This window comes from Pseudomonas sp. R32 (assembly GCF_009866705.1).
Classification (GTDB): domain Bacteria; phylum Pseudomonadota; class Gammaproteobacteria; order Pseudomonadales; family Pseudomonadaceae; genus Aquipseudomonas; species Aquipseudomonas donghuensis.
Genome location: NZ_CP019396.1, coordinates 3,406,953 through 3,433,467, shown reverse-complemented (window position 1 = coordinate 3,433,467; position 26,515 = coordinate 3,406,953). Strand labels below are relative to the sequence as shown.

General features: G+C 62.4%; 27 protein-coding genes, 1 tRNA gene and 3 pseudogenes. 18 read left to right on the top strand and 13 right to left on the bottom strand.

Annotation, left to right across the window (positions count from 1 at the left end):
* Positions 1-10: 10 nt before the first annotated feature.
* Positions 11-745 carry a response regulator gene (locus tag PspR32_RS15970; RefSeq protein WP_010226824.1) on the bottom strand — a complete coding sequence of 245 codons (735 nt, stop codon included), beginning with the start codon at positions 743-745 and terminating at the stop codon, positions 11-13.
* A gap of 216 nt (positions 746-961) precedes the next feature.
* Between PspR32_RS15970 and PspR32_RS15965 the strand changes: the two genes are divergently transcribed.
* Both PspR32_RS15965 and PspR32_RS15960 read left to right on the top strand, forming a co-directional pair.
* Positions 962-1,225, top strand: coding sequence for a DUF2790 domain-containing protein (locus PspR32_RS15965; RefSeq protein WP_010226826.1), 264 nt, complete (start codon positions 962-964; stop codon positions 1,223-1,225).
* A gap of 27 nt (positions 1,226-1,252) precedes the next feature.
* Positions 1,253-1,843 (top strand): annotated as a pseudogene (locus PspR32_RS15960) (thioredoxin family protein); the annotation flags it as partial.
* 111 nt (positions 1,844-1,954) lie between these two features.
* On the opposite strand, the gene pdxR reads toward PspR32_RS15960, so the two are convergent.
* Positions 1,955-3,463, bottom strand: a complete 1,509-nt coding sequence (pdxR, locus tag PspR32_RS15955; protein WP_159388863.1) for a MocR-like pyridoxine biosynthesis transcription factor PdxR — start codon at positions 3,461-3,463, stop codon at positions 1,955-1,957.
* Between the two features lie 99 nt (positions 3,464-3,562).
* On the opposite strand from pdxR, the gene PspR32_RS15950 reads away from it, so the two are divergent.
* Both PspR32_RS15950 and PspR32_RS15945 read left to right on the top strand, forming a co-directional pair.
* Positions 3,563-4,768, top strand: coding sequence for a benzoate/H(+) symporter BenE family transporter (locus PspR32_RS15950; RefSeq protein ID WP_159388862.1), 1,206 nt, complete (start codon positions 3,563-3,565; stop codon positions 4,766-4,768).
* A gap of 52 nt (positions 4,769-4,820) precedes the next feature.
* Complete coding sequence (locus tag PspR32_RS15945; RefSeq protein WP_159388861.1) at positions 4,821-5,291, top strand: FAD/FMN-containing dehydrogenase; 471 nt, start codon at positions 4,821-4,823, stop codon at positions 5,289-5,291.
* Positions 5,292-5,412: 121 nt separating this feature from the next.
* Here the strand turns inward: PspR32_RS15945 and PspR32_RS15940 are convergent, their stop codons facing one another.
* On the bottom strand, positions 5,413-5,868 hold the full coding sequence (locus tag PspR32_RS15940; protein ID WP_159388860.1) for an Lrp/AsnC family transcriptional regulator: 456 nt from the start codon (positions 5,866-5,868) through the stop codon (positions 5,413-5,415).
* A 98-nt stretch (positions 5,869-5,966) separates the two neighbouring features.
* Here PspR32_RS15940 and rarD point away from each other — a divergent pair, with 98 nt between their 5' ends.
* Entirely contained in the window at positions 5,967-6,896 is a 930-nt protein-coding gene (gene rarD / locus PspR32_RS15935) for an EamA family transporter RarD (RefSeq protein ID WP_036996172.1), read from the top strand.
* Here the strand turns inward: rarD and PspR32_RS15930 are convergent.
* Together PspR32_RS15930 and PspR32_RS15925 are read right to left on the bottom strand one after the other, a co-directional pair.
* Positions 6,860-7,867, bottom strand: a complete 1,008-nt coding sequence (locus PspR32_RS15930; RefSeq protein ID WP_100782470.1) for a GlxA family transcriptional regulator — start codon at positions 7,865-7,867, stop codon at positions 6,860-6,862. The genes rarD and PspR32_RS15930 overlap by 37 nt on opposite strands.
* Before the next feature lie 81 nt (positions 7,868-7,948).
* Complete coding sequence (locus PspR32_RS15925) at positions 7,949-8,998, bottom strand: MBL fold metallo-hydrolase (protein ID WP_159388859.1); 1,050 nt, start codon at positions 8,996-8,998, stop codon at positions 7,949-7,951.
* A 227-nt stretch (positions 8,999-9,225) separates the two neighbouring features.
* On the opposite strand from PspR32_RS15925, the gene PspR32_RS15920 reads away from it, so the two are divergent.
* From PspR32_RS15920 to PspR32_RS15900, 5 genes and pseudogenes are all read left to right on the top strand, one after another.
* Positions 9,226-9,486 (top strand): GNAT family N-acetyltransferase, encoded by a 261-nt coding sequence (locus PspR32_RS15920; RefSeq protein ID WP_010226842.1) that lies wholly within the window; start codon positions 9,226-9,228, stop codon positions 9,484-9,486.
* Positions 9,483-10,043 carry a hypothetical protein gene (locus PspR32_RS15915; protein ID WP_036996167.1) on the top strand — a complete coding sequence of 187 codons (561 nt, stop codon included), beginning with the start codon at positions 9,483-9,485 and terminating at the stop codon, positions 10,041-10,043. Before PspR32_RS15920 ends, PspR32_RS15915 begins: the two co-directional genes overlap by 4 nt.
* A gap of 1,422 nt (positions 10,044-11,465) precedes the next feature.
* On the top strand, positions 11,466-12,125 hold the full coding sequence (locus tag PspR32_RS15910) for an HD domain-containing protein (protein ID WP_036996166.1): 660 nt from the start codon (positions 11,466-11,468) through the stop codon (positions 12,123-12,125).
* A 60-nt stretch (positions 12,126-12,185) separates the two neighbouring features.
* Entirely contained in the window at positions 12,186-12,497 is a 312-nt protein-coding gene (locus PspR32_RS15905; protein ID WP_010224063.1) for an NIPSNAP family protein, read from the top strand.
* A pseudogene (locus tag PspR32_RS15900) lies at positions 12,497-13,393 on the top strand (LysR family transcriptional regulator); the annotation flags it as partial. The gene PspR32_RS15905 and the pseudogene PspR32_RS15900, both read left to right, overlap by 1 nt.
* Here the strand turns inward: PspR32_RS15900 and PspR32_RS26705 are convergent.
* Together PspR32_RS26705 and PspR32_RS15895 are read right to left on the bottom strand one after the other, a co-directional pair.
* Positions 13,344-13,457 (bottom strand): annotated as a pseudogene (locus PspR32_RS26705) (hypothetical protein); the annotation flags it as partial. The pseudogenes PspR32_RS15900 and PspR32_RS26705 overlap by 50 nt on opposite strands.
* 62 nt (positions 13,458-13,519) lie before the next feature.
* Positions 13,520-13,972 carry an Lrp/AsnC family transcriptional regulator gene (locus PspR32_RS15895; protein ID WP_010224061.1) on the bottom strand — a complete coding sequence of 151 codons (453 nt, stop codon included), beginning with the start codon at positions 13,970-13,972 and terminating at the stop codon, positions 13,520-13,522.
* 154 nt (positions 13,973-14,126) lie between these two features.
* On the opposite strand from PspR32_RS15895, the gene PspR32_RS15890 reads away from it, so the two are divergent.
* From PspR32_RS15890 to PspR32_RS15870, 5 genes are all read left to right on the top strand, one after another.
* The gene (locus PspR32_RS15890; protein WP_010224059.1) at positions 14,127-14,759 is read left to right on the top strand and encodes a LysE family translocator; all 633 of its coding nucleotides are present in this window, start codon (positions 14,127-14,129) and stop codon (positions 14,757-14,759) included.
* 105 nt (positions 14,760-14,864) lie between these two features.
* On the top strand, positions 14,865-15,962 hold the full coding sequence (nspC, locus tag PspR32_RS15885) for a carboxynorspermidine decarboxylase (protein ID WP_010224056.1): 1,098 nt from the start codon (positions 14,865-14,867) through the stop codon (positions 15,960-15,962).
* Positions 15,963-15,989: 27 nt separating this feature from the next.
* Entirely contained in the window at positions 15,990-17,225 is a 1,236-nt protein-coding gene (locus PspR32_RS15880) for a saccharopine dehydrogenase family protein (RefSeq protein WP_036996162.1), read from the top strand.
* A 271-nt stretch (positions 17,226-17,496) separates the two neighbouring features.
* Positions 17,497-17,571, top strand: a tRNA-Gln gene (locus PspR32_RS15875).
* A gap of 167 nt (positions 17,572-17,738) precedes the next feature.
* Positions 17,739-18,371 (top strand): LysE family translocator, encoded by a 633-nt coding sequence (locus tag PspR32_RS15870; RefSeq protein WP_100783475.1) that lies wholly within the window; start codon positions 17,739-17,741, stop codon positions 18,369-18,371.
* 9 nt (positions 18,372-18,380) lie between these two features.
* Here PspR32_RS15870 and PspR32_RS15865 read toward each other — a convergent pair whose 3' ends face one another.
* From PspR32_RS15865 to PspR32_RS15840, 6 genes are all read right to left on the bottom strand, one after another.
* Positions 18,381-18,812 (bottom strand): MAPEG family protein, encoded by a 432-nt coding sequence (locus tag PspR32_RS15865; protein ID WP_159388858.1) that lies wholly within the window; start codon positions 18,810-18,812, stop codon positions 18,381-18,383.
* A gap of 111 nt (positions 18,813-18,923) precedes the next feature.
* Complete coding sequence (locus PspR32_RS15860; protein ID WP_159388857.1) at positions 18,924-21,341, bottom strand: glucose/quinate/shikimate family membrane-bound PQQ-dependent dehydrogenase; 2,418 nt, start codon at positions 21,339-21,341, stop codon at positions 18,924-18,926.
* A gap of 155 nt (positions 21,342-21,496) precedes the next feature.
* Positions 21,497-21,784, bottom strand: coding sequence for a barstar family protein (locus tag PspR32_RS15855; protein WP_159388856.1), 288 nt, complete (start codon positions 21,782-21,784; stop codon positions 21,497-21,499).
* The gene (locus tag PspR32_RS15850) at positions 21,781-22,194 is read right to left on the bottom strand and encodes a hypothetical protein (protein WP_159388855.1); all 414 of its coding nucleotides are present in this window, start codon (positions 22,192-22,194) and stop codon (positions 21,781-21,783) included. Before PspR32_RS15850 ends, PspR32_RS15855 begins: the two co-directional genes overlap by 4 nt.
* A 217-nt stretch (positions 22,195-22,411) precedes the next feature.
* Positions 22,412-22,810, bottom strand: a complete 399-nt coding sequence (locus PspR32_RS15845; RefSeq protein ID WP_159388854.1) for a hypothetical protein — start codon at positions 22,808-22,810, stop codon at positions 22,412-22,414.
* Positions 22,807-23,814, bottom strand: a complete 1,008-nt coding sequence (locus PspR32_RS15840; protein ID WP_232531741.1) for a hypothetical protein — start codon at positions 23,812-23,814, stop codon at positions 22,807-22,809. Before PspR32_RS15840 ends, PspR32_RS15845 begins: the two co-directional genes overlap by 4 nt.
* Before the next feature lie 597 nt (positions 23,815-24,411).
* Between PspR32_RS15840 and PspR32_RS15835 the strand changes: the two genes are divergently transcribed.
* The 3 genes from PspR32_RS15835 to dapF all read left to right on the top strand — a co-directional run bounded on the left by PspR32_RS15835 (position 24,412) and on the right by dapF (position 26,455).
* Complete coding sequence (locus PspR32_RS15835) at positions 24,412-25,011, top strand: DUF1842 domain-containing protein (RefSeq protein WP_159388852.1); 600 nt, start codon at positions 24,412-24,414, stop codon at positions 25,009-25,011.
* A 19-nt stretch (positions 25,012-25,030) separates the two neighbouring features.
* Positions 25,031-25,510 (top strand): DUF1842 domain-containing protein, encoded by a 480-nt coding sequence (locus PspR32_RS15830; protein WP_010224032.1) that lies wholly within the window; start codon positions 25,031-25,033, stop codon positions 25,508-25,510.
* A gap of 114 nt (positions 25,511-25,624) precedes the next feature.
* Positions 25,625-26,455, top strand: a complete 831-nt coding sequence (gene dapF, locus PspR32_RS15825; RefSeq protein ID WP_010224030.1) for a diaminopimelate epimerase — start codon at positions 25,625-25,627, stop codon at positions 26,453-26,455.
* The last annotated feature ends 60 nt before the right edge of the window (positions 26,456-26,515 follow it).

Genomic DNA, 26,515 nt, shown 5'->3' with positions numbered 1-26,515 from the left:
GTAGTCATGTTCAGGCCTCGACCCGTTGTACCGGCAAGGAGAACACATAGCCCTCGCTGCGTACCGTCTTGATGTAGGCCGGCTCGCGGGCGTCATCCTGCAGGCGCTGGCGCAGGCGGCTGACCAACAGGTCGATGGAGCGGTCGAAGATATCCGCTTCGCGGCCTTGCGTGAGGTTGAGCAGTTGCTCGCGGCTGAGCACCCGTTGCGGATGATCGAGGAACACCCGCAGCAGGCGATACTCGGCGCCGCTCAGGGCCACCAGGGTGCCGTCTGTGTCGAGCAGGTGACGCGCCGTGGTGTCCAGGCGCCAGTGGCCGAAACCGATCAGGCGGCTGCTTTCGCTGACGGTCAGGTTCGGTGGCAGCATGCGCGTGCGGCGCAGTACGGCGTTGATTCGGGCCAGCAGTTCGCGAGCCGAAAAGGGTTTGCTCAGGTAATCGTCGGCGCCCATTTCCAGGCCGATGATGCGGTCGGTTTCGTCGTTGCGGGCGGTCAGCATCAGCACTGGCGTGGCCTTGTGCTTGCCGGCGCGCAGTTCGCGGCACAACTGCAGGCCGTCGTCACCGGGCATCATGATGTCGAGCACGATCAGGTCGACCACATTGGACTCGAGGAAGGCGCGCATCTGCCGGCCATCGGCGGCGATGGTGGTGCGCAGCCCGTTCTTTTTCAGGTAGTTGCCCACCAGCTCCCTGATCTCGCGATCATCGTCGACGATCAGGATGTGATCGACATGCTCCATCGTCCGGCTCCCGTCATGGTGGTGGCGGCAAGTGTACCGAGGCCGGTGTCGCTTGCCTGCCGGGGTTTGTATTGCAGTGTATCTGCTGTGGCCATAGATACCTGAGGAGGCAAAACGGCGCGATCCGGACACATCGGCGATACCTGGCGGGCCTGAAATAGCCAGCAACGCGGTGGAACCCTTCACCGCCTTGCAACCTGCTTCGGGAGTACCGCCATGAACATCAAGCCCCTTGCCACTGCCAGCCTGGTGACCCTGCTGAGCTTCGGCACCATTGCCGCCCAGGCCAACGACAACGTGCCGGTGCAGCCCTATCGCTATGGCCAGCAACTGGATGTGCACAAGGTCCTGGCCTTGCACGAAGACAGCCGCATCGGCTGCGGCGTGGTCAATGCGCAAATGGACTACCTTGATTCCCAGGGCAAGGAGCACCGCCTGCAGTACCAGAAATTTGCCAGCGACTGCCATGAAGGCGGTTAAGCCATCGACCAGGGAGGTTCGTCCATGAACATCAACGTTAACGCTACCCGCCGCCGGGCCTTGGGCCTGGCCGCCTTGCTGGCCGTGCTGCTGGCGGCCGCAGGCCTGGGCAACCGCCTTTTCGCTGGCACGCCTGCAAGCCTTGAAGTACTGGGGCCGATGCCGGAGCTGGCGGGTGCCGTGCAGTGGCTCAACTCGCCGCCACTTGACCGCGAAGCGCTCAAGGGCAAGGTGGTGCTGGTGGACTTCTGGACCTACGAGTGCATCAACTGCCGACGCAGCCTGCCGCACGTCAACACCTGGGCCAAGCGCTACGCTGAGCGGGGCCTGGTGGTGATCGGCGTGCACACCCCGGAGTACGCCGAAGAACGGGTGGTCGACAATGTGCGCGAGCAAGTGGCCAAGCTGGACATCGATTACCCGGTGGCCATCGACAACGACTATGCGATCTGGAACGCCTTCGGCAACCAGTTCTGGCCGGCGCACTACATCGTCGACGGCAACGGCCAGGTGCGCTATGTGCACTTTGGCGAGGGCGCCTACGACACCCAGGAGCAGGTGATCCAGCAACTGCTCGAGGAGCGACCTGTGGGAGCGGCGGTGCGGCGTCCCGACTAGACCCGCGATCGAGCGCAAGCGGTCGTAAACCAGGCGCCGCCTGATGTGCTGGTTGTACTGGCCTCATCGCGGGTCAAGCCCGCTCCCACAGATAGTTGCTACCACTATTTTTCACTGACGCGATGGTTGTTTCAGGGCCTTGGCCAGCTGCCGGATCGCCGTTTCGATTTCACTGGCCGTCAGTGATGAATAGCCCAGCAACCAGCCCTGCTGCTTGTGTTCACTGGCATACAAGCGGCTGAGCCCGGGCAGTTGCACACCGGCACGGGCGGCCAGGCGTTGGGTCTGTGGTTCTGACCAGCCCGGCTCGAGCACACAGGGAATCTGCAGGCCACCCGGCGGGCGCATGGCGGTGACGATGCCCGCCAGGTGCTTGCCAATGGCCTCGAGCAGGCACGCCCGGCGTCCGGCGTAGAGTTTGCGCATGGCTCGCACATGGGCGTTGTAGTGGCCGTCGTCCATGAAGCGCGCCAGGGTCAGTTGCAGCACCTGCGGCGTATGCCCGTCGATGATGCTGCGTGCCGCGCTGAAGGGCGCCACCAGCTCCGCCGGCAGCACCATGTAGCCGATGCGCAGGCCGGGGTAGAGGGTCTTGCTGAAGGTGCCGATGTAGAGGGTGCGCTGGTGGCTGTCCAGGCCCTGCACGCAGGTGGTCGGCAGGCCGTCGTAATGGAATTCGCTGTCGTAGTCGTCCTCGATGATCCACGTGCCGTTTTCCGCTGCCCAGTTGATCAGTTCAAGGCGGCGCTCCAGGCTCAGGGTCGCGCCCGTGGGGTACTGATGCGAAGGGGTGAGGTAGACGCAGCGGGCGCCGCTGCGGTCGGCACGCAGCAGGTCGGTACGGATGCCCTGGGCGTCGACGTCGATGGGTACGATCCGCGCTTGCGCCGCCTCAAAGGCTTTTTTCGCGCCAAAGTAGCCGGGGTTCTCCAGCAGGATCGGCTTGCCGGCGTCCACCAGCATCTGTGCGCAAAGGAACAGCGCCTGGCGGGTACTGCTGAGCACCAGCACCTGCTCGGGTGCCACTTTGGCGCCACGCTCCAGATTCAGGTAGGTGGCGATGGCCTTGCGCAGGGCCTCGCAGCCCTGTGGGTCACCATGTAGCAGGACGTTGTCGCGATGGTCTTTCACGGCTTGGCGTTGCAGGCGCTCCCAGACATCCATCGGGAACGAGCGGGTTTCCGGCAGGCCGGTGGCAAAGGCCTTGATTGCCTGTTGATCGCTGACGCCACCGTTGTCGAAGAGGGTTTGGCCACGCTGGCTCAGGCCCTGGCCAGGCAGCCGGTTACTGGTTTTTTGTGCCTGGGCCTTGATGCGCCGTTGCGTGCCGCCGTGCAGTTGCGCGCCGAGGTTGTGCGACACATAGCTCCCCGAACCCTCGCGGCGCAGGATGTAGCCATCGCGCTGCAATTGCACATAGGCGTTCTCGACGGTGTCGCGGGCCACCCCCAGCGACGTGGCCAGGGTCCGCGTCGCCGGCAGTTTCATGCCGCCGGCCAGTGCGCCTTCAAGGATCAGTGCACGCAAGGCGCGCTGGATACGCTGGTGCAGGTCCAGCGGCGCGAACTGCGCGTCGTTGACACGCATCTTCAGGGTTTCAAGCTCGAACGTGGTTGTCATGTGGTCTGCTGTAAGTGAAAAAACTGGCCTGAATGGGCAGGCCAGTCTATTCGTACACTCGGTCGCTCGTCACTGCCTACCTGCAAGGAACCACCTGCTATGCCTGATTCAGCGATACGCGCCAGCGACCTCATCCATCCGATCATTGCCGGCCTTATCTCGGTGATCGTCAACTATGGCGGGACGTTCATCCTGGTGTTCCAGGCGGCCCAGGTTGCCGGTTTGAGCCCCGCACTCACGGCTTCCTGGGTGTGGTCGGTATCCATCGGCGTTGGCGTTACCGGGCTGTTGCTCAGCTGGGTGATGCGTCAGCCGATCATCACCGCCTGGTCCACCCCGGCGGCGGCCTTTCTGGTCGTAGCCTTGGCCAGTACGCCTTATGCCGAGGCGGTAGGCGCTTACCTGGTCTCGGCGGCCGCGTTCGTGCTGCTGGGCTTATCGGGCTGTTTCGACAAGCTCATCCGCCTGATTCCAGCGGGCATTGCGGCGGGGCTGCTGGCCGGGATCCTGCTGCAATTCGGCATCGGTGCCTTTGCCGGGCTGAGCGTCGACCCGCTGCTGGCCGCGCTGCTGATCGTTGCCTATCTGCTCTTCAAACGCTTCAGTGCGCGCTATGCGGTGGTGGGCATTTTGCTGCTGGGGCTGGGCTTTTTGCTGATGCGCGGGCAACTGGACTTGTCGGGGCTGCGCCTGCAATTGGCGGCGCCGGTCTTCACCGCACCTGTGTTTTCGCTCAATGCCGTGCTCAGCGTAGCCCTGCCGTTGTTCCTGATTACCCTGACCGGCCAGTACATGCCCGGCATGCTGGTGCTGCGCAATGACGGCTTCAAGGCCAGTGCCAACCCCATCGTCACCCTTACCGGACTGGGCTCGCTGTTGATGGCGCCGTTCGGCGCCCACGCCTTCAACATCGCTGCAATCACCGCGGCGATCTGCACGGGCAAGGAGGCCCACGAAGAGCCCGGCAAGCGCTGGATCGCCGGGGTGGCAGCAGGCGTGTTGTACCTTGTTGTCGGTGTCTTCGGGGTAACCCTGGCCGCGCTGTTCATGGCCTTTCCGGCCACTTTCATCAGCACCCTGGCGGGGTTGGCGCTGCTGGGCAGCATTGGTGGCAGCCTGGCCAATGCCATGGCCGATGCGCAAACCCGCGAAGCGTCGCTGATCACTTTTCTGGCGGCGGCCGCCAATATCAATGTGCTCGGGATTGGCGGGGCGTTCTGGGGATTGCTGATTGGGCTTGGGGCTTATGCCGTGCTCAATGGCCGCTTGCCGCGCCGGGATGTTCTCCCGCAAAGGGTACTTTAGCCCTGGTATCCACGCTAGGATCAGCAGTCCTGCACTGACAACGAGGTCACCTGTGAAATATGCCATTGCCCTGCTACTGAGCCTGACGCCGCTATTGGCCAGTGCCGCCGACGTCGGCGAGCGCCTGGCGCCGTTTACCTTGCTTGACCAGCACGACCAGGCCTACAGCCTCAACGCGCAGACCCGCGTGCTGCTGGTGGCGCGCAACATGGACGCGGCCAAGCTGGTCAAGGCCGCGCTGGGCGAGCAGCCCAAGGGCTACCTGGAGGCGCGCGATGCGGTGTTCGTCGCCGATATCCAGCGCATGTCGGCGCTGATCAGCAAGCTGTTCGCGATCCCGGCCATGCGCGATTACAACTACCGGGTGGTGCTGGACCGCGACGGCAAGGTCGTCGCGCAGTATCCGGGGGCTGAGGACAAGGTGTTGTGGCTTCAGTTGGAGCAGGGCAAGGTGGTGGCGCAGAAGGAATATGCCAGTGCCGAGGCGTTGGCGGCGGCACTAAAGGCTTTACCGCCGCAATAATGGCGGGGCTGCTTTGCAACCCATCGCGGTCAAGGCCAGCTCCCACAGTGGATGTGCATGCACCGGAACCCTGTGGGCGCTGGCTTGCCAGCGATGAGGCCGGTGCAGGCAGGCGCACAGCCTAGAGCGGCACCTGCAACGTCGTCTTGACCCGGTCCAGCACCACAACGGTCCGAAACCATTTCACGTTGGGGTTATCGTGAAACAGCCGCTGGGCGATGTCCTGGAACACGGTCATGCTCGCCACCGTCAGTACCAGCAAGAAGTCGGCATCGCCAGTGACGTAATAGCACTGCTGAATCGCCGGCCCTGAGAAGGCGCGCTTCATCGCGTCCAGGTCCGCCGACTGGGTGCGGTCGGCATGCACCTCGACCATCAGGGTAATCACCTGACCGACTTTGTCCGGGTTGATGACCGCAGCGTTGGCCTGTATTACCCCGGACTTTTTCAAACGCTGAATACGCCGCTGCACCGAGGCCGTGGATAAATGCACCTGTTCGGCCAGCTCGCGCAGGGGCTGGCTGTTGTCCCGCTGCAAGGCAGCGAGCAGGGCAAGGTCGAATTCGTCCAGGTCCATGCAAAAATTTCTCATCTTGAGCGGTGAAAACGAGGGCACTTATCAGTGCCTGCGGAATAAATTATCACCCTCTGCTGGCCCTGATTAAGGTATTTGCAATGACCGCGCATAACTCCACATTGGGCGTAGCGCTCAATGTCCTCGCCTCGGTGCTGTTCGCGGTGATGTACGCCTACACCAGCCTGCTCGCGCCCCTGGATGGCGCCGAAATCTATGGCTGGCGGATCCTGCTGACCGTGCCGTGCCTGACCCTGATGGTGGTCGCCAGCGGGCACTGGCCGCAAGTGCGGCGGATTTTTCAGCGGCTGTTCGAGGAGCGCGGGTTCTGGGCGATTCGCCTGGTTTCGGCGGCCTTGCTCGGCGTGCAGCTGTGGCTGTTCATGTGGGCACCGATCAATGGCTATGGCCTGGACGTGTCGCTGGGCTACTTCCTCATGCCGCTGGTCATGGTGATTGTCGGCCGCCTGGCGTTCAAGGATTCGATCAGCCGCCTGCAACTGCTGGCGTGTGCGTTGGCGGCGCTGGGCATCATCAACCAGATCGCCATCGCCAAGGCGATCTCCTGGCCGGTGCTGGTGGTGAGCCTGTGCTACCCGCTGTACTTCTGGCTGCGCCGGGTGACCGACAGCAACAACATGGGCGGGCTGTGGTTCGACATGAGCCTGAGCCTGCCGGTGAGCCTGTACTTCGTGCTCAAGGGTGGCGTGGTGCTCGGCCTTGCCGGGCTGGCCTCGAACCTGCCCTGGCTGGTGCTCGGCCTGGGCGCGATCAGTGCGGCGGCGCTGGGCTTGCAGGCGCTGTCGGCGCCGCGCCTGAACCTGACCCTGTTCGGCCTGCTGATCTATGTCGAGCCGGTGTTGCTGGTGGTCGCCGCGGTGCTGTTGGGCGACAGCATCGCCCCGGCGCAGTGGCCGACCTACCTGGCGATCTGGCTGGCGGTGCTGGTGCTGGTGGTGGAGGGCGGCTTGAGCCTGGGCGGCAACCGCCGCACTTACTCGCCGAGGCGCTGCTCGCGTGAAGGCGGGTAGCCAAAATAGGCGCAGTAGCACTTGCTGAAGTGCGAGACCGAAACAAAGCCGCAGGCAATCGCTACGTCCATCAGCGGCAGGTCGGAATACTGCAGCAGGCGCCGGCTCTTGGTGATGCGCAGCTCCATGTAGTAGCGGCTTGGCGAGGTGCCGAGCTGGGCCTGGAACAGGCGGTCGATTTGCCGGCGCGAACGGCCGCTGTAGGCGGCCAGCTGATCGAGGCTGAGGGTTTCTTCCAGGTTGCTTTCCATCAGCTCGACGATAGTGCGCAGGGGGGCGCTCATGGTTTTTTTCTGGCTGCTGTCGACCCGGCGAAAGCGCGCACTGGAAAACGCCAGGATTTCCTCGACACCCTCGGCCAGCGCTTCACCATGTTGCCACTTGAGCAACGCCAGCATCATCTCCAGTGCGCCGTTGGGGCTGGCGGCGGTCAGGCGCTCGCGGTCGAGCACAAAGCTTGCCGGGGTGATGGTGCACTGCGGGCTGCGCTCGGCCAGGCTCGCCCGTTGTTCGGGGTGGATGGTGCAGTTGTAGCCTTCGAGCACGCCGGCGCGGCCAAGAAACCAGGCACCGTTCCACAACCCGCCGAGGGCCAGGTGGTGAGCGGCGGCATCGGCCAGCAGCCTGTCCAGCTGTGGGTACTTGAGCGGGGTACGCAAGCCGCCGCAGACGATCAGCATATCGAGGTTGTCCAGGGCCGCGCGGTCGAGGTGCGCGGCATAGATCTCCAGGCCCAGGTCACTGGTCACCCGTTCGCTGTCCAGGGAAAACGGCGTGCTCAAATACAGATGGCTCTTGAGCAGGTTGGCCGTCACCAGCACATCCATGGCCACGGTAAAGCTGGCCATGGAGAAGTTCTCCAGCAGCAGGAAGCCCACCTGATAGGCCGGAGTAGAGGCCGCCTCGGGGTGTTTGAGATTAAGCATGTTGCTGGTGCTGGATTTCTTGCTGAACTGGCGTGGGGTGGGCAAGGTCGACTCCGCGAGGCATGGCGTGGCGTGGCCGAGTGTGCGTTCACAGGTTGCGAAACACAATATGGTGCGCACAGGGCTCTACTCGTGCGGTGGTAGCGGTACCTGGGAGAACGGCTCGGGTATGACCGGTGTGTAGTGAGGCATCTGCTTGAGCAACCCCTTGTAGCCTTGCAAGGGGATGGTCCGTGCTGGTTTTTTCGGGTCGCTGGCGAAGAAGTTTTCCCAATGCCCCAGCACCAGGGTACGCGGCTGGGTGATGCGCAGCAGGGCGGCAGGGTAGTTGTGCACCTGGTCCCAACTGGCGGCGCAGAGAATCTCGACATCGATGCGTTTGCCGTCGGCGATCAGCGGCGGGAAGCCCAGAGGCGGGGTGGCGGCGCTGTCCTGGTAATGGATGCGATACACCGGCTTGCCGTTTTCGTCGAGCAGGTCGATCAGCCAGGCCAGGGTTACCTCACCGAGCCGCCAGCCAAACAGGCTTTGGGGGAGCGTGCCGAGAGGGTGATCGTATTGTCCCTGAATGAAGTTGATGCCAAAGGCATGCCCGGCATGTTCGCTGTGGATCGGCATGGCGCGAATCATCCCGGGCGTTGGCCCTTGGGGCCGGGTGCCATCCTTGGCTGACTGGCCGTTGGAGTAGAACCAGGTGCCGCGACGGCTGGGCTGGTAGGGGTTGGCAATCTCGTCTGCTACCAGCACCTTGATTCGGCGGGCATCAACCTTGCCGGCATGAAGGATATGACCGACGGTTTGCGAGCCGTAGACCGTCGCCTTGGGGGTATGGATGTGCATGACCCTGGGGACATCGAGCAAATGGTCGTAGTGGGCATGCCCGACCAGGAGCATTTTCACGTCGCGGGCGCTTGGCATCAACGCGTCGATGCGCTGCGGGTTGGCCTTGACCCGTAACGGCGGCAGGCCACGGATACCCAGGCCGCCGGGGTTGGAAAACGACGGTGCGAGCAACAGGCCTTCGCCTTTCCAGTGGACCAGCCAACCACCGACGCCCAGGTAGTGCAGCGTGGGTTCAGGTAGCGATTGCTGGTTGCTCACGATCAAATGCCGGGAGCCTGGCAGGTAAGTGCAGGCCGAGATCATCAGGGTCAGGGCGAGCAGCAGCCAGCGCATGAGGTCACCTCGCAGGCGTGATGAAGGGCACACCCACAGTTCAGTCGAGCACTTGGCAAATTGCCATTGCCGGGTGATGTGGCGGATGAACGGCAGGGTGGGTACATTTGATGTTTTATCGGCAGCAAGCGCCGGGCGGTTCGCAACCCCGCGCTTGCTTGCCCGCGAACTTTCTCGTCAGGACCTGTCGGCCCTGACTGCCATCCTCAGTGACCCCGAAGTCATGGGTGGAGCAGGCCAGCCTGGGTTATCGTCTGGCCACGCGCTTTTGGCGTCAGGGGCTCGCTAGCGAAGCGGTGCGGGGCGTGCTGGAGTATGTATTCAGCCAGCAACAGCAGCCTGCCGTCATTGCAATCATCGAGTCTGCAAACGTCGCCTCCTTGCGTGTGGCGCAAAAAGCCGGTTTCAATACCTTCGATACCGTGCAGTTCCACGGGCGGCCCGTACGTGTGTACCGGCTGACGCATCAGGACTGGAAGGCGCCATGACCAGCAGACACCTCGACCCGTTGCGCCAGGCCATCCGCCAACGGCCGGTCTCGCCACCTCCAGCACCCTGGAAGCGGACAGGCCAGTTCACCGTCGCCGGCCTGCTGGAAATCGGTTTTGACCGAGACAGCGAGCGGCTGTTGGTGGCTTCAAGCTCCGGCCGCAGTGTGATCGACTGTCGCACCGGCGAGAAGATCGCTCGCGACCGTACTGACAACCTGGGCAGCGACCATTACCTGGAAACCCGCGGTATTGGCCCGCTGCACGACCGGGTGATCCGCATGGCCGGCATTCAGGGCGGTGGCCTGCCGATCAGCACCAGCGATGGCTGGGTGGTGGAGAACATCACCCTGGCCTGGCCCGAGCAGTACCTGCTGCTGGTCGAACCGGGGTCCTGGCTGCATGGCGCGCGTTACAACCGGCCCTGGCAGTTTCATACCCTGGCGATCGAGACCGACGTACGCGCGTTCGGGTTCTCCTATACCGGCATGAGCCTGGTGCTTGCCACCAGTGGCGAGCTGGTGATTTATGGGCGCTCCGCAACCCTTCGCGGATAAATCCGCACACAAGCTTGGCGCAGAACCTGTAGACGCGGGCTTGACCCGCGATACAGGTGTTGCCTGGATTGCGACCGCTACGCGCTCGATCGCGGGCAAGACCCGCTCCCACAGGTTCGGCGTACACAGATCCACTGTGGGAGCTGGCTTGCCAGCGATGAGGCCGGTACAGCCAGCACATCAGGTGGTGCCTGGATTACGACTGCTGCGCGCTCGATCGCTGGCAAGGCCAGCGCCCACAAGTCCGGCGTACACAGATCCACTGTGGGAGCTGGCTTGCCAGCGATGAGGCCAGTACAGCCAGCACATCAGATGGTGTCTGGATTACGACCGCTACGCGCTCGATCGCTGGCAAGGCCAGCTCCCACAAGTCCGGCGTACACAGATCCACTGTGGGAGCTGGCTTGCCAGCGATGGGGCCGGTCCAGCCAGCACATCAGTGTTGCCTGAATTACGACCGCTACGCGCTCGATCGCTGGCAAGGCCAGCTCCCACAAGTCCGGCGTACACAGATCCACTGTGGGAGCTGGCTTGCCCGCGATGGGGCCGGTACAGCCAGCACATCAGGTGGTGCCTGGATTACGACTGCTGCGCGCTCGATCGCTGGCAAGGCCAGCTCCCACAAGTCCGGCGTACACAGATCCACTGTGGGAGCTGGCTTGCCAGCGATGAGGCCGGTACAGCCAGCACATCAGGTGGTGCCTGGATTACGACTGCTGCGCGCTCGATCGCGGGCAAGGCCAGGGCCCACAAGTCCGGCGTACACAGATCCACTGTGGGAGCTGGCTTGCCAGCGATGAGGCCGGTACAGCCAGCACATCAGGTGGTGCCTGGATTACGACTGCTACGCGCTCGATCGCGGGCAAGGCCAGCTCCCACAAGTCCGGCGTACACAGATCCACTGTGGGAGCTGGCTTGCCAGCGATGAGGCCCGGTACAGCCAGCACATCAGGTGGTGTCTGGATTGCGACCGCTGCGCGCTCGATCGCTGGCAAGGCCAGCTCCCACAAGTCCGGCGTACACAGATCCACTGTGGGAGCTGGCTTGCCAGCGATGGGGCCGGTCCAGCCAGCACATCAGTGTTGCCTGAATTACGACCGCTTCGCGCTCGATCGCTGGCAAGGCCAGCTCCCACAGGTTCGGCGTACACAGATCCACTGTGGGAGCTGGCTTGCCAGCGATGAGGCCGGTACAGCCAGCACATCAGGTGGTGCCTGGATTACGACCGCTGCGCGCTCGATCGCGGGCAAGACCCGCTCCCACAAGTCCGGCGTACACAGATCCACTGTGGGAGCTGGCTTGCCAGCGATGGGGCCGGTACAGTCTGCACATCTGGGATGGCCTGGATGACGAGCGCGAAGCGGTCGCAATCCAGGCGATGCTGGCGTATTTTCGATTGCCCAGTCCAAGAATCCGCTCATGATGCCCGCCCAACCGTTCCACCCCTGCCAGGCCCTCGCCGACCTTTTGTTGCCGCACTTGCCTGCGGACAACGGCGATGGCTCCCACGACCTGGCCCACATCCACCGGGTCTGGACCAACGCCCGAACCCTCCAGGCCAAGGAGGGCGGCGACCTGCAGATCCTGTTGGCCGCCGCCTTGCTGCACGATTGCGTTGCGGTCGAAAAAAATTCCCCGCTACGCGCCAAGGCGTCGACGCTGTCCGCAGACAGGGCTACAACGCTGTTGGCCGAACTCGGCTGGCCTGCCGAGCGCATCAGCGCCGTGGCCCACGCCATCGCCACCCACAGTTTTTCTGCCGGCTTGCAGCCTGAAACCCTTGAGGCAAAAATTCTTCAGGACAGCGACCGCCTGGACGCCATCGGCATGGTCGGCGTGGCCCGTTGTTTTTACGTCGGCGGGCGCATGGGCTCTGCGCTATACGACTTCAACAACCCCACCGCGGCAGGGCGTGATTACCAGGATCGCCAGTTCAGCCTCGAACATTTCCATACCAAGCTGCTGAAACTGGCCTCGGGTTTTCAGACCGGGGAGGGCGCACGCCTGGCCGCCGAGCGGCATCGGCGCCTGGAGCTGTTCGTTGAAGGCTTCATGGACGAGATTGCCGGCCCTCAAGAGTGATGCGGGCAGCGGTGGATTCGTGCATTCTCGGCTGCCGAACAATCTGAGCGAGAGCCACCGATGATCACCTGCTACCTGCGCTACGTCCTCGACCCCTACAAACTCGCCGAGTTCGAGCATTACGGCAAACTCTGGATACCGCTGGTGGAGCGCTTCGGCGGCCAGCACCACGGCTACTTCCTGCCCTCCGAAGGCGCCAACAATATCGCCCTGGCGATGTTCAGCTTTCCAAGCCTTGCCGAGTACGAACGCTACCGCCAGGACTCGATGAACGACCCTGAGTGCCTGGCCGCCTTCCAGTACGCCCAGGACACCCGGTGCATCATTAGCTATGAGCGCTCGTTTTTCCGTCCGGTATTCGGTCAGGACTGATGAGCACGCTTTTTGATCTTGAGCTGTTCGTGCGCGTGGCCGACGAGGGCAGTTTGTCTGCTGCCGCGCGCAGCCTGGACATCACCCCGGCGGCCGCCAGCCTTGCGCTCAAGCGTCTGGAAACGCGCCTGCAGGTCCGCCTGTTTGCCCGTTCCACCCGCCAGCAACGGCTGACCGACGAAGGCCGTCGTTACCTCGACAGCGTGCGCCTGGCCCTCGGGGCCCTGGCCGAGGGAGAGCAGGCCCTGCGCGAACAGTCCCTGGCGATGGGCGGCCTGTTGCAACTGGCGGCACCGTCGGATTTTGGTCGCAGTGTGCTGCTGGCCTGGCTGGATGAGTTCAAGCGCGAGTTCCCGCGGGTGCAGCTACAGTTGCTGCTCAATGACCAGGCCAGTGACCTGTACCGCGAACCGGTCGACGTCGCCTTGCGCTTTGGCGTGCCTGCCGACTCCGACATGGTCGCCTTGCCGATTCTGCTCGATCACCACCGTGTTGCCTGTGCCAGCCCCGAGTATCTGGCCCGCCATGGCACACCTTCGACGCCCCAGGACCTGGCCCGCCATCAGTGCGTGATCTATCAGCGCAACGGGCGACCTTACGACCTGTGGCGTTTTGCGCGCGGCAGTGAAGTGAGCGAAGTACGGGTGCAGGGCGAGTATCGCTGCGACGACGGTGAGGTCGCCCGGCGCTGGGCCCTGGCCGGGCATGGCGTGGCGTACAAGGCCTGGCTGGACGTGGCCGCGGACGTCGAAGCCGGGCGCCTGCTGCCGCTGCTGGGCGAGTGGCAGGGCGAGCACGTTCCGGTGTACCTGATGTGCCCGCATCGGGCGCAGGTGACCGAGCGGGTCAAAGCGCTGCAGGCCTTTTTGCAAACACATTCAGCCAGGCTGAAGCGACCAGCAGCAACGCCAACAGTTGACTGAAGCGCCGCAATCGCGCACTACCGACGCCCAACAGGGCGTGGGCATGCACGACCCTAACCCGTTTGCGCGACGGGGGTTTAGAGCAATTGTGCGCTCGGCTCACATCGGCAACGGGCGGTTGTCGATAACCCGCTTCATCACCAGGGTCGAGGTCAGGCGCTGGACATTGGGCAGTGCCGACAGCTGCTCATCGTACAGCTGCTGAAAGGCGGGAAGGTCGCGGCTGACCACCTGCAGCAGGTAGTCCGGATCACCAAACAGCCGCTGCGCCTCGACGATCTGGGGTATCTCCTGCAGCGCCGCTTCAAAGGCGCTCACCGCCTGGCGATCACCTTCGCGCAAGGTCACGAACACCATCGCCGAGAAGTTCAGCCCCAGGGCTCCCGGTGCCAGTTGCGCGCGGTAGCCCTGGATCACCCCGGATTGCTCCAGGGCACGCAGCCGACGGTGGCAGGGCGACAGGCTCAAACCCACCCGGTCGGCCAGTTCGGTCACCGACAGGCGTCCGTCGTTTTGCAGTTCAGCAAGAATCTTGCGGTCAATCCTGTCCATTGAGAAGAACCTTTATCCAGGGGCGGTCAAGGCTGGAATATTCGAAAGATAATCCTACCAGCTTTTCTCTAATCTCCCTCCGAACTCCACATCCGGACTGAGAGAGCACGATGCAGACAACAAACTTCCAGGCGCAGCCCCAGGCGGTGCAGCCATGACCTTGAACATGCTGGCCGCTTTCTGGGCGGTATCCTTGTTGTTCGTGATCACCCCGGGCGTGGACTGGGCTTATGCCATTTCTGCCGGTATGCGCGGCCGGGTGGTGGTGCCTGCCGTGACCGGGCTGTTGCTCGGGCACCTGGCGGCAACCCTGGTGGTCGCCGCCGGGGTTGGCGGGCTGGTGGCGAGCAACCCCATGGCCCTGACGCTGCTGACGGTGGCGGGGTCGGCTTACCTGCTGTGGCTGGGCGTGAACATGCTCATCCATCCTTCGGTACCACAAGCCGGGCAGGCACAGGCGTCGGCCTCCTGGGCACGCTGGACACTCAAAGGCGCTTGCGTCAGCGGTTTGAACCCCAAGGTGTTTCTGCTGTTTCTGGCCTTGTTGCCACAATTTACCGACGCCATGGCCGCTTGGCCTGTGCCGGTACAGGTCATCACCCTGGGCCTGGTCCATGCCTTCAGTTGCGCGGTGGTCTATCTGTTGGTGGGCTTTGGCTCGCAGGCGGTGCTGCAGGCGCGGCCCACGGCGGCGAAAGTGGTCAGCCGGGTGTCGGGGCTGGCGATGATCCTGATTGCCGCGGTTTTGCTCGTCGAACAGTGGCTCGGCCACCTGCGAATGCTCTGAATTTGACCGCTGATCAAGGGAAAAGCGCTTTTGCTCTTTCGACTTGGGACAAGGGAAGGCACAATGCGTGTCCTTTTTTTGGCCGGCCTGGCCGGGGGCCTCGAAATGATCAAAACGCCGTACTACCTCATCGATAAAACCAAGCTGCTGCGCAACATGGAAAAAATCGCCTACGTGCGCGAGCAGTCCGGGGCCAAGGCCCTGCTGGCACTCAAGTGCTTCGCCACCTGGTCGGTGTTCGACCTGATGCAGCAGTACATGGACGGCACTACTTCGTCGTCGCTGTACGAGCTCAAGCTCGGCCGCCAGAAGTTCGCCGGCGAGACCCACGCCTACAGCGTGGCCTGGGCCGACGATGAAATCGAAGAGATGCTCGACAACTGCGACAAGATCATCTTCAACTCCATCGGCCAGCTGCAACGCTTTGCCGATGCCTCTGAAGGCAAGGTCCGCGGCCTGCGCGTCAACCCGCAGGTGAGCAGCTCCGACTACCTGCTGGCCGACCCGGCGCGCCCGTTCAGCCGCCTGGGCGAGTGGGACCCGGTGAAGGTCGAAGAAGTCATCGAGAAGATCTCCGGCTTCATGTTCCACAACAACTGTGAGAACAGCGACTTCGACCTGTTCGACCAGATGCTCGGGACCATCGAAGAGCGCTTCGGCCACCTGCTGTACAAGGTCGAGTGGGTCAGCCTCGGCGGCGGCATCCACTTCACCGGGGAAGGCTATGCACTCGACGCCTTCTGCGCGCGCCTGAAAGCGTTCTCCGAGAAGTACGGCGTGCAGGTTTACCTGGAGCCGGGCGAAGCGGCGATCACCCAGAGCGCCTCGCTGGAAGTGACCGTGCTCGACACCCTCTACAATGGCAAGCACCTGGCCGTGGTCGACAGCTCGATCGAAGCGCACATGCTCGACCTGCTGATCTACCGCCTGAACGCCAAGCTGGCGCCAAGCGAGGGCGAACACACCTACATGGTATGCGGCAAATCCTGCCTTGCCGGGGACATTTTCGGCGAATACCAATTCGATCGTCCGCTGGCCATCGGCGATCGGCTGTCGTTTGTTGACGCAGCGGGTTACACCATGGTCAAGAAAAACTGGTTCAACGGCTTGAAAATGCCGTCCATCGTAGTGAAACAACTCGACGGTAGTGTCGAGCTGGTTCGTGAATTCGGGTTCGAAGACTACTTGTCCAGCCTGTCGTAAGCTGGCAGTAAAGGAGAGAAAGAGAAATTGAAGAAGAACGTTCTTATCATTGGTGCAGGAGGTGTCGCCAAGGTGGTGGCCCACAAGTGCGCGCAGCACAACGACGAACTCGGTCGTATTGCTATCGCGTCGCGCAACATCTCCAAATGCCAGGCCATCATCGACAGCGTCAAGGCCAAGGGTAGCCTTAAGCAACCTGCAGAGATCAAGGCCTTCTCGTTGAATGCGCTGGACGTCGAAGCGACCAAAGCGCTGATCCGCGAAACCGAATCGCAAATCGTCATCAACGTCGGTTCCGCTTTCCTCAACATGTCGGTGCTGCGTGCCTGCATCGATACCGGCGTGGCCTACCTGGACACCGCCATTCACGAAGAACCGGGCAAGATCTGCGAGACGCCGCCCTGGTATGGCAACTACGAGTGGAAACACCTCGAGGAATGCCAACAAAAGAACGTTACCGCCATTCTTGGCGTGGGCTTCGATCCGGGCGTGGTCAACGCCTATGCGGCCCTGGCCAAGCAACAGTATTTCGACAGCATTGATTCGATCGACATTCTCGACGTCAATGCCGGATCCCATGGCAAGTACTTTGCCACCAACTTCGACCCGGAAATCAACTTCCGCGAGTTCACCGGGCAGGTGTGGAGCTGGCAGAACAGCCAGTGGACCAGCAACACCATGTTCGAAGTCAAACGTACCGACGACCTGCCGGTAGTCGGTTCGCAGAACCTGTACCTGACCGGCCATGACGAAGTGCACTCGCTGTCGAAGAACCTCGACGTGCCGAACGTGCGTTTCTGGATGAGCTTCGGCGAGCACTACATCAACGTCTTCACCGTGCTGAAGAACCTTGGCCTGCTTTCCGAGCAACCGGTCAAGACCGCCGAAGGCCTGGAAGTGGTGCCGCTTAAAGTGGTCAAGGCCGTGCTGCCCGATCCTGCCTCGCTGGCGCCGGGTTACACCGGCAAGACCTGCATCGGCGACCTGGTCAAAGGCACCAAGGACGGCCAGCCGCGCGAAGTGTTCATCTACAACGTAGCTGATCACGAGGAGGCCTACGCCGAAACCGATAGCCAGGGCATTTCCTACACCGCAGGCGTGCCGCCAGTCGCCGCAGCGCTGCTGGTTGCCCGTGGCGAGTGGGACGTGCAGCGCATGGTCAACGTCGAGGAGCTGCCTGCCGAGCCGTTCCTCAAGGCGCTGGACGTGATGGGCTTGCCGACTCGGGTTAAAGACGAGAACGGCGACCGTCCGTGGAACTGAGCTCCACGCGGCGGTAAAACACCGGCTGCGCCAGGTTGTGCGCAGCTGGTGAACGGTCGAGGCGCCGATCTGGCGCCTCGATTCAGAGTAAGTGGCTGTTTTAACAACAATTTGTGTAGTCAGGGGCTTCCCAGGCACAACAAAGTTTGATAAATTGCCGACCATTCTTGCAACGGCCCTCACGGGGCTGGCAGCGTAGGCCCGCAACGTCTCAGGTTGCACCACGTTGCATCATCGCAAGCGAGTGCCAGGCACTCATCGCTACAGCTACAGGGGCGTCGCCAAGCGGTAAGGCAGCAGGTTTTGATCCTGCCATGCGTTGGTTCGAATCCAGCCGCCCCTGCCATTTTCTCGTTGTACCTTTCCTCTTTTTAAGTCCCTGCACATCAGGTGTTGCCTGAGTTGCGAGCGCCTTGCGCTCGATCGCTGGCAAGCCAGCTCCCACAGTGATTGCCACGCCAGTGCACCTCCTGTCATTGTTGCACCTGTTCCCCTTTGGCAAGGACTGCCCACATGGCACTGCACCTCTGGCTCACCTTTTCCCTGGCATACCTGCTGACCTCCCTGATCCCCGGCCCCAACGTACTGCTGACCGTGCGCAATGCCTTGCGCCATGGCCCGGCAGGCATGGGCGTGACCTTGTTCGGCAACCTGCTGGCGCAACTGCTGGTTATCAGTGCAGTGGCCTGGGGCGTGGGGGCGATGTTGCTGGCGTTGCCGACGGCGTTCCTGGCCTTGAAAGTGGTAGGCGCGGGGTACCTGATCTACCTCGGTGCACACCAGCTGTTTGCGCGCAAATCGGTTTCGACTGCTGCCGCCGAAGTCGCCGTGCCAGCAGCACAATCGAAATGGCGGATCGGCATTGAAGCCTTCCTGGTCTCGGCCAGCAACCCGAAAACCCTGATCTTCTTCTGCGCCTTCCTGCCGCAGTTCCTCGACCATGCCCGGCCGATCGCCGAGCAGTTCACGGTCATGTACCTGACCAGCACCGTCATCGTTTGCGGCGTGCATTCGTTCTACAGCTTCAGTGCCATGCACTTTCGCAAACACGTGAACGCCTCGCGCGTGGTTGCCGCACTCAAGCGTGCAACGGGCGCCTTGTTCATCGGCCTGGGGGTGCGCTTGTTGAGTGCCAAGGCGGTATAAGGCAGCGGACTAGAAATGTCGCACGGCACCCATGCTGACCATCGCCGCCAACCCCAGCAGGCAGGTGATTGCCACGGCATAGGCGATCGTGCGCCACGGTTGCCAGCGTGCCAGGAAGGTCAGGGTGTGCACCATGCGTGCGACGGTAAACAGCACCATCAGCCCGGCCGTGAGCATGAACGGCGGGTTGAATACCAGGCACAACGCGCCCAACACAAAAAACAGCGGGATGTTCTCCAGGTCATTGGCCCAGGCCTGGGCCGCGCGGCGGACTTGCGGCAACTCCTCGGGGCTCGCCGGGCGGCCGACAAAACCAGCATCTTCGGGGTGCTTGAAGGTCAGGCGGCTGATGCGATAGAAGCCCTGATAGCAAGAGATCGCCAGCATCTTCACAAACAGCGCGACCACGCAAAGGGCGTAGATGCAGAGGAGCGAGTTCATCTTCATTCCTTGAAAACAGGGGGCGCGATCATCGCCCAGATTACGCTGGTGCGTATATGCAAAAATGCCCGCTCCAGGTAGGAGCGGGCTTGTCCCGCGATTGGGGGCGATTTACGGCAAGGCGTATGCCACCACATAGTCGCCACGATCAGTCGACTGGCGCGCACCACCGGCGGTGATCACCACATACTGCTTGCCGGTTTTCGGCGACACATAGGTCATCGGGCCACCCTGGCTGCCTACTGGCAGGCGGGCTTTCCAGATTTCTTCACCATTGGCGCTGTTGAAGGCGCGCAGGTAGAAGTCCTGGGTGCCGGCAATGAACACCAGGCCGCCCTGGGTCGACAGGGTGCCGCCGAGGGTCGGCAGGCCAACCTTGATCGGCAGGTGCATGCGGATACCCAGCGGGCCGGTGTCTTCAACGGTGCCGACCGGCACTTGCCAGGCCACCTTCTGGGTCTTCATGTCGATGGCGGTGAGGGTGCCGAACGGCGGCGCCTGGCACGGAATGCCAGCCACCGACAGGAAGCGGTTCTTGTTCACCGCATAGGGCGTGCCCTTGAGCGGGACCGCGCCCATGCCGGTGTTCAGCGCTTCCCCACCGGAGGCGGCCTGGGCCTTGTTCTGCGACGGGATCATCTGAATCCACAGGCCCAGGCGCATGTCGTTGACGAAGATAAAACCATGCACCGGGTCGGTGGAGATACTGCCCCAGTTCATGCCGCCCAGCGAGCCCGGGAAGCTCAGCGCCAGGTCGGTGCCGGGCGCTGTGTAAAGGCCGTCATAGCGCATCTTCTTGAAGTCGATGCGGCACAATAGCTGGTCATACGGGGTGGCGCCCCACATGTCCGACTCGGTCAGTTGCTGGGCACCGATCTGCGGCATGCCCACCGATTTTGGCTGGGTTGGCGAGTACGGCTCGTTGGGGATGTTGCCCGGCTTGACCGGGGTTTCCAGTACCTCGGTCAGCGGCTTGCCGGTGGCACGGTCGAGCACGTAGATCTGCCCGGCCTTGGTACCGATGACCACGGCCGGCACCGACTGGCCATCGGCCTTGGTGAAGTCGATCAGGCTCGGCTGCATCGGCAGGTCGAAGTCCCAGAGGTCGTTGTGCACGGTCTGGTACACCCACTTCTCTGCGCCGCTGGTTGCGTCCAGGGCCAGCACCGAAGCGCCGTACTTGTGGTTCAGCTCGGTACGCTCGACGCCGTAGAGGTCGGTGGACGAGCTGCCCATCGGCAGGAACACGGTGTTCATCGCCGGGTCGTAGGACATCGGCGCCCAGCTGTTGGGGGTACTGCGCACGTAGGTGCTGTCGCCAGTCGGCGCATTGCGGTCTTCAGGGTTGCCCGGGTCGAAGGCCCAGCGCATCTGCCCGCTGATCACGTCGAAGCCACGGATCACGCCACCCGGCATGTCGGTCTGGACGTTGTCGGCGACGCGGCCACCGACCACTACGGTTGTGCCCGCCATCAGCGGCGCCGAGGAGAGCTGGTAGAAGGCGTCCGGGACATTGCCCAGGCCGGCCTTGAGGTCAACCTGGCCGTTGCTGCCAAAGCCCTGGCAGAACTCACCGGTATCGGCGTCGACTGCGATCAGGCGGGCGTCGATGGTGTTGGTCAGCAAGCGGCGCTGGCAGTTGGCACCGGCCGGCACGCTGGCGGCGATGATTGGCGAGCTGTTTGCCTGGGTCGGCTGGGCGATCGGTGCGCTGGCATCGAAGTAGGCCATGCCGCGGCAACGCTGCCAGACTGCCGACTTGGCGTTGATCTCGTTCTTCCACAGCGCTTTGCCGGTGTCGGCATCGAGGGCGATCAGGTTGTTGTGCGGGGTGCAGATGAACACCTTGTTGCCGACCTGCAGCGGCGTCAGCTGGTCCTCGGCGCCGTTGCCGTCGCTGATGGCCACGTCACCGGTGTGGTAGGTCCAGGCCACTTTCAGTTTGTCGACGTTACTGCGGTTGATCTGGTCCAGCGCGGCGAAGCGGCTGCCACCTTCGGTGTTGCCATAGTGGGCCCAGTCTTTTTGTGCCTTGGCCGGGTCGACCGCGGTCAGGCCCGGGCCGTCACCGGTAGGGGCAACGCTTGGATGGGCGACGAACATATTGCCCGCTGCCACCGCCAGGGCAATTGCAAGCACCGCCGCCAGGCCATAGGCACCTCGGCCGGGCGTGGCGCCAGCGGCACGCTTGAGCAGCGGATAGACCAGCACCACTGCCAGGCCCATCGCGCCGAACATGAACAGGCGCGAGAACAGCGGCCAGAACACCAGGCCGACATCGGCCACGGCCCAGATCGCGGTGCCGATCAGAAAGGCGGCGAACAGCCAGGCGCCGGCCGGCTTGCGGCGGGCGATCAGCAGGCCAGAAAGCGCCATCAGCAAACCGCCGATCAGGAAGTACCAGGAACCGCCCAGGCTGACCAGCTTCACGCCACCGGCGGCTAGCGCAAGGCCGAGCAGGGCGATGATCACGCCCAGGCCAACCAGGATGAATGTTGAGGCGCCAGTGGCGCGCGGTGAGTGCGTCATGTCGAATAAAACTCGAAGGAAGGAGTGGCCGAATGGTATACCCTTAGCAAGCTAATTAACAAGTTAGTACATAATTGCGGCGACCGTTGCTCTGCGGTTGAAAAAGGGCAGAAGTGCCCTATCTGCCAGGCCTTGGCCTCAATCTGAAAAACCGCTCACTCGAACAGCACATCGGCAGCCAGTTGCGGATACTCAACCTGCATAGCGGCCAGGCACTTTTGCAGCAGCTCGGCATCCCTCGGCAACCGGCTGGAAAAAGCGTCCCACCCACGGATCTGCAATTGCCTAGGCATCTGCACAAGCCCGGTAATCGCATCCCAGAAGGCATCCCAGTTACAGCCATACCAATCGGGAAAGCCGAGGGCGTCCCTCAACAGGCAATGCAGCTCCTTGGCGCTTGTCACCTGGCCCAGATCAATCCCTACAACCTGCAGGCGACTCAATTGAAATGCCCCAGATAGGTGAGTATGGCTGTGCTTTGCGGTTGCCGTGAATGCGATCCACCCGGCGAACGCCGATCCCCATAGATCGCGTTGTCGCCGACGATGATGAAGTGACTGAAACCGTCCAGAGACCGGGAACACAGCAGCGCTTTCTGCGCCTCGTTGGCCACCAGGCTCTGCACATACTCCAGCGATTCATCCAGCTCGACAAAGTCCGAATCCATGAAGAATTCAAGCTCCTGGGCCAGACGCCAGGTGGGATTGCGTGCCTCCCACGCCTGGTACTCGTCTGCGCTTGCCTCGGCCGACGGCTCGGGTTGCCACTGCTCGAAGGCGAACAGCTGAGCATGGGCTTCGCTCTCGAAGGTGGCGGCGAAGAGGTGGAAGGGGTAGTAGGTTGGATCATCCATAATCGGCCTTGCTGAGTGTCCTGAACGGGGCTGCAGGTTACCAGTGATCAAGGGTTAATTTTTGCCGAGTTCGCAGGTGTAGATTGGTCCGGGACCTCCCAGGGATTACGACCGCTATGCGCTCGATCGCAGGCAAGCCTACTCCCACAGGTCCGGCGTACACAGATCCACTGTAGGAGCGGGCTTGACCCGCGATGGGGCCAGTCCAGCCAGCACGTCAGTTCATGCCCAGTTTTATCAGGCCTATACCAACCATCAGCCAGGCGAATCCTACAATTGTCAACCAGGACGAAATGTACATTCGGCGTTTTAGGTAAGGTGGGAAATCTGCTACTTCCGCTGGGTCCAATACTCCTTTGCGGATACCAAGGCGCGGCCTGAGCATTGCGCCGCAGATACTACCCACGACAAGCGTGCGTGAACTCACGCGGGTGGTTCCCCACAAGTTTATTTGCTGATGAAGCCAGGGGCTATTTTCAAGGGCTTTAAGCATGACCTTGAAATGTCGGCTACAAGCGATATAGACGCCAATGCTTAAGCCAGACAAACAAAATACGAAGGGGGCCAACCCAAAAGCAATTTGAGCCTCTAGTGGCCAAGCTTTCAGGTCCATCATAGACGAGCCTCGTAGATCATCTCTCCCATCCGTTCTCCAAACAGACCGCCTCCATAACCGCCTATGAGTGAACCTGTACCAACAATGACTATGACGCAAACGGCGGCTCCCAACGGCCCGAAAGCAACGCAAACGGAAAGCGCTGCTTGTGTTCCGAAGTAAGCACCCGCCGCTCCACCAGCAAGCCCCCCGGCAAAGCTACCCGTCGCGGTAAACCGGATCCTTTTGCATTCATCCGTCTCCCCAACCCGACATGCATCCCGCACCGTCAACCACGACGCCGTCCCACCCAACCCAATCCCGACGTACCCTCCATACTTAAGATACTTCGCCGTCTTCGCCACCTGGTCCAAATGCGTAGCGTACCCGGGAATCTGCCCGGCCCCGCCGGCCCGGTTCCAGTGGTGCACCAGGCTACGCGTCGAAATTCCCAGGCCCTTGCGCAAGCTGTCGTAGCTCCCCAGGTTCAGCTGCTTGTTCAGGAAGGCACTCTTGAGCTGCGCATCAAGCTGCAAGTGCAGCCGTCGGCGGGCGTTGAAGAAGTCTGCGCTGTTCAACTTGCCGCTGCGGCTGAATTCGCGTTGATGCAATTGCTCGATACTGCGCAACGTTGCTTCGACCTGGCGCAGGCCCTTTTCCAGCATGTCCTTGCCGACCCCCATGGCCTGGCTCACACCCGCGGACAGCCCGGCAATCTCGGCCTGATGGCGCATCATGAAATTGGCCTCATCAGCACTGAGTGCAGCCAGGCTTTCGCGCACCTGCGCCGCAGCCGTCATCAGATCGGCCTCTTCACGCGTGCAGGCATTGCCGATGTCCGGGTCAGCAATGACGAAGATTTCCCCCGCCTTGAAGCCACTGGCAAAGGTCGGGTTAAGTCGCTGTAATCGAGCGATCAACTGAGGCCCCTGTTCTGCCGTCAGCAGGGCCAGCACCTGGGCTCCGGTCATGCTGCGCGGCACGATGTAGAAGCCAGGTTGCAACGTGCCGCTGGCGGCGGTCATCGCAGGAGGTCGGGGGAAAACGGGGGATGGCGTCCTTGTCATGCGCAGGTTCCTTGGGCAATGAAGCCCGGAACCTAGCACTGGTGTTCACGACTTAACGCACCGCTGGACGGAATCGGAATCGTCCCACGGCAAAATCGGATTGATCCAATACGCCTAGAATGTCTGGCCAAGAACCCTTTGGGTGCTGGCGTGCCCGCGATGGCCACGTTCACTCGAACACCAATCAGCAGCCAGCTGCGGACACTCAACCTGCAGTTTGCGTTTTTCAGGGGCCCGCTCAACCACCCGTCGGGCATAACGCACTTTTGCCACTACCCCCTGGCCAGTCCGGTTTTCCCTGCTTAACTGATCAGGGCTGCCAGGCAGGCAGCTATGCGCCCAGGGAGGGTTCCATACCCGTTGCACCTCGGCAAACCGTGCCTATTTGGGCATGGCTGTGCCGGACCGCAGCGTCTTCGCCGCAGGCAATCTGCGCGTGACGCCATCGTGGAGGTCGCAACGCCGTTCGCCTGCATCCAACTGCGCGCCAAGGAAGTCGCCCGCCAGAAACAGCCCACGCGCTTGTTTCCACTCATTGATTGCAATGGAGGCACCATGACTGACTCAGTACAAGCACCCGTGATAGGACTGTTCCCACTGTCCTATGTTATCGGCACCGATGCGCCCGGCGCTCAGCGCCTGGTTCTCGACCTGCTGGTGCACCCGGCCGATCGCACCCTGCGCGGCACCGCTCAGATTACCCAGTCCAGCAATCCGCCGCTGGACCTGCACCTGGATGTGTGGGGTACCTACAGCTACCAGCTGTTCCTGCCGCCGAGCCCGAGCAGCATCCTCATCACCCTGCAGGGCAACCATGGCGGCCCTACTGCCAACTCGCCGGTTATCTTCAGCCTGCACCTGGCGGTCGGCACGGACTGGCAAAAAGGCCAGGCCGGCTACCGTTACCTGAACAGCCAGGGGCAATGGATTGTGGTCGAGGCGCCGGCACACCGGGAAGACACCCGCATCAAGGCCTTCGGTGACCTCGATATCCCAACGCTGTTGCACGCCGCCACCCTGGAGGCGGCGATTGCCACTGGCGATCTCGCCCACCTCAAGGCCCTGGCCGCCGGTGATGCGGGCGCTGCCCTGAACACCGCCATTGATTCGACCAAGAGCGCTTCCGGCAAAGCTGGCAAATCCAGCCGCGCCTGAACAGACAAGGAGTCGCACCATGCCTGCAATTGGACTGTTCCATACCCGCCTCAACGTCCGCACCGGTCTGCTCGGTGCGCCGGTCCTGACCCTCGATCTGCTGGTCAACACCGTGCAGAAGAAGATCACCGGCGTGGCCAGCATCTTCGCGGCCACTTACCCTCCGCTGAACTTCCACGCCGACGTGTGGGGGGACTATTCCGACCTCAAGCTTGGCCTCAAAGGTGAGGGCCATATCGTCCTCAACCTGACCGGCAGCCCGAGCGGCCCGTTCAGCACCCTGGAGCAGACCTTCCATCTGCACGGGATTCTCAGTGCCAACTGGGCTCGCGGTACCGCCAGCTATCGCTACCTGCCGCTGGATGGCAGGCCATGGCAGGTGGTGCCGCATGCCAGCGTGCGCCAGGCACCGACTGAAACTCACCAGGCCCAGAAGGACGTCAGCGAACATAGCCGCAATCGCTTGCAGGCGGCGATTGATCAGCTGAAAAGCGCTTAAACACGTGTGGGAGGAGGGCAGCCCGGGGTGACCGGGCTGTCTTGCCTACCCTTGCAAAGGCTGTAGGAATTAGGCTAGATCGAGGCATAGGTGTCTCGTTGCCAGGGTCGATCCATGCCGCTGATTTTTCACAAGATGCACGCCAATGGCGACGACTTCGTTATCGTCGATGCGCGCAACGCCTCCAACCCCATCACCAGCACGCTCGCTCGGCGGCTGGGTGATCGCGTCAGCGGCATCGGCTTCAATCAACTTGCAGTGGTGCTTGATTGCCAAGAAGCTGATGCGCGGCTGATGTTCTGGAATGCCGATGGCTCCACGCTGGACGTTTGCGGCAGCGCAACGCGGGGTGCTGCGCACAGGCTGATGAGCGAAGCGAACACCCGTTCGATAACGCTGCACACCAACCGTGGCTTACTGACGTGCGAACGAACAGCAACCGGCGCCATTTCAGTCAGTATGGGAGTGCCGTTGTTCGGCTCGGCGGATGTTCCGCTGGCTACGCACCTGGATACGGCTGTGTTGCCGCTGGCTGGTGGGCCTATCGCCTGCAGTATGGGCAACCCCCACTGCACCTATTTTGTCGATGATCTGGCGGCTGTTGATGTAGCGGCCATTGGGCCGACCATTGAAACCCACCCGCTGTTCCCCCTCCGGACCAACGTGCATTTCGTTCAGGTCATCGACCGAAGCCACATCCGCTTGCGCATCTGGGAGCGCTGGGGCGGCATTCCATTGGGCTCGGGGTCGTGTTCCTGTGGTGCGGTGGTCAACGGTATCCGTCGCGGCCTGCTCGATCCTTGCGTTGAGGTGGCGTGCGATGGCGGGACGGTGACCGTGCAATGGGATGGCGTGGGCCCGGTGTTTCTCACCGGCCCGGTGGCGTTGAGCTATTCGGGCGAAGTTGTCGATGACCTGTTACAGCCAGGCTCCGGCGGCGAATAACGCGCCAGCGCACGGCGTAACGCCTGGCGGGTTTGCCCGAGTATTTGCGCCCGGCACAAG

Excerpts from the sequence above, each read along its gene's own strand:
- PspR32_RS15970 (WP_010226824.1), bottom strand. The coding sequence starts at position 745 with ATGGAGCATGTCGATCACATCCTGATCGTCGACGATGATCGCGAGATC.
- PspR32_RS15965 (WP_010226826.1), top strand. The coding sequence starts at position 962 with ATGAACATCAAGCCCCTTGCCACTGCCAGCCTGGTGACCCTGCTGAGC.
- pdxR (WP_159388863.1), bottom strand. The coding sequence starts at position 3,463 with ATGACAACCACGTTCGAGCTTGAAACCCTGAAGATGCGTGTCAACGAC.
- PspR32_RS15950 (WP_159388862.1), top strand. The coding sequence starts at position 3,563 with ATGCCTGATTCAGCGATACGCGCCAGCGACCTCATCCATCCGATCATT.
- PspR32_RS15940 (WP_159388860.1), bottom strand. The coding sequence starts at position 5,868 with ATGGACCTGGACGAATTCGACCTTGCCCTGCTCGCTGCCTTGCAGCGG.
- rarD (WP_036996172.1), top strand. The coding sequence starts at position 5,967 with ATGACCGCGCATAACTCCACATTGGGCGTAGCGCTCAATGTCCTCGCC.
- PspR32_RS15925 (WP_159388859.1), bottom strand. The coding sequence starts at position 8,998 with ATGCGCTGGCTGCTGCTCGCCCTGACCCTGATGATCTCGGCCTGCACT.
- PspR32_RS15915 (WP_036996167.1), top strand. The coding sequence starts at position 9,483 with ATGACCAGCAGACACCTCGACCCGTTGCGCCAGGCCATCCGCCAACGG.
- PspR32_RS15910 (WP_036996166.1), top strand. The coding sequence starts at position 11,466 with ATGCCCGCCCAACCGTTCCACCCCTGCCAGGCCCTCGCCGACCTTTTG.
- PspR32_RS15905 (WP_010224063.1), top strand. The coding sequence starts at position 12,186 with ATGATCACCTGCTACCTGCGCTACGTCCTCGACCCCTACAAACTCGCC.
- PspR32_RS15895 (WP_010224061.1), bottom strand. The coding sequence starts at position 13,972 with ATGGACAGGATTGACCGCAAGATTCTTGCTGAACTGCAAAACGACGGA.
- PspR32_RS15890 (WP_010224059.1), top strand. The coding sequence starts at position 14,127 with ATGACCTTGAACATGCTGGCCGCTTTCTGGGCGGTATCCTTGTTGTTC.
- nspC (WP_010224056.1), top strand. The coding sequence starts at position 14,865 with ATGATCAAAACGCCGTACTACCTCATCGATAAAACCAAGCTGCTGCGC.
- PspR32_RS15870 (WP_100783475.1), top strand. The coding sequence starts at position 17,739 with ATGGCACTGCACCTCTGGCTCACCTTTTCCCTGGCATACCTGCTGACC.
- PspR32_RS15865 (WP_159388858.1), bottom strand. The coding sequence starts at position 18,812 with ATGAACTCGCTCCTCTGCATCTACGCCCTTTGCGTGGTCGCGCTGTTT.
- PspR32_RS15860 (WP_159388857.1), bottom strand. The coding sequence starts at position 21,341 with ATGACGCACTCACCGCGCGCCACTGGCGCCTCAACATTCATCCTGGTT.
- PspR32_RS15850 (WP_159388855.1), bottom strand. The coding sequence starts at position 22,194 with ATGGATGATCCAACCTACTACCCCTTCCACCTCTTCGCCGCCACCTTC.
- PspR32_RS15845 (WP_159388854.1), bottom strand. The coding sequence starts at position 22,810 with ATGATGGACCTGAAAGCTTGGCCACTAGAGGCTCAAATTGCTTTTGGG.
- PspR32_RS15840 (WP_232531741.1), bottom strand. The coding sequence starts at position 23,814 with ATGACCGCCGCCAGCGGCACGTTGCAACCTGGCTTCTACATCGTGCCG.
- PspR32_RS15835 (WP_159388852.1), top strand. The coding sequence starts at position 24,412 with ATGACTGACTCAGTACAAGCACCCGTGATAGGACTGTTCCCACTGTCC.
- PspR32_RS15830 (WP_010224032.1), top strand. The coding sequence starts at position 25,031 with ATGCCTGCAATTGGACTGTTCCATACCCGCCTCAACGTCCGCACCGGT.
- dapF (WP_010224030.1), top strand. The coding sequence starts at position 25,625 with ATGCCGCTGATTTTTCACAAGATGCACGCCAATGGCGACGACTTCGTT.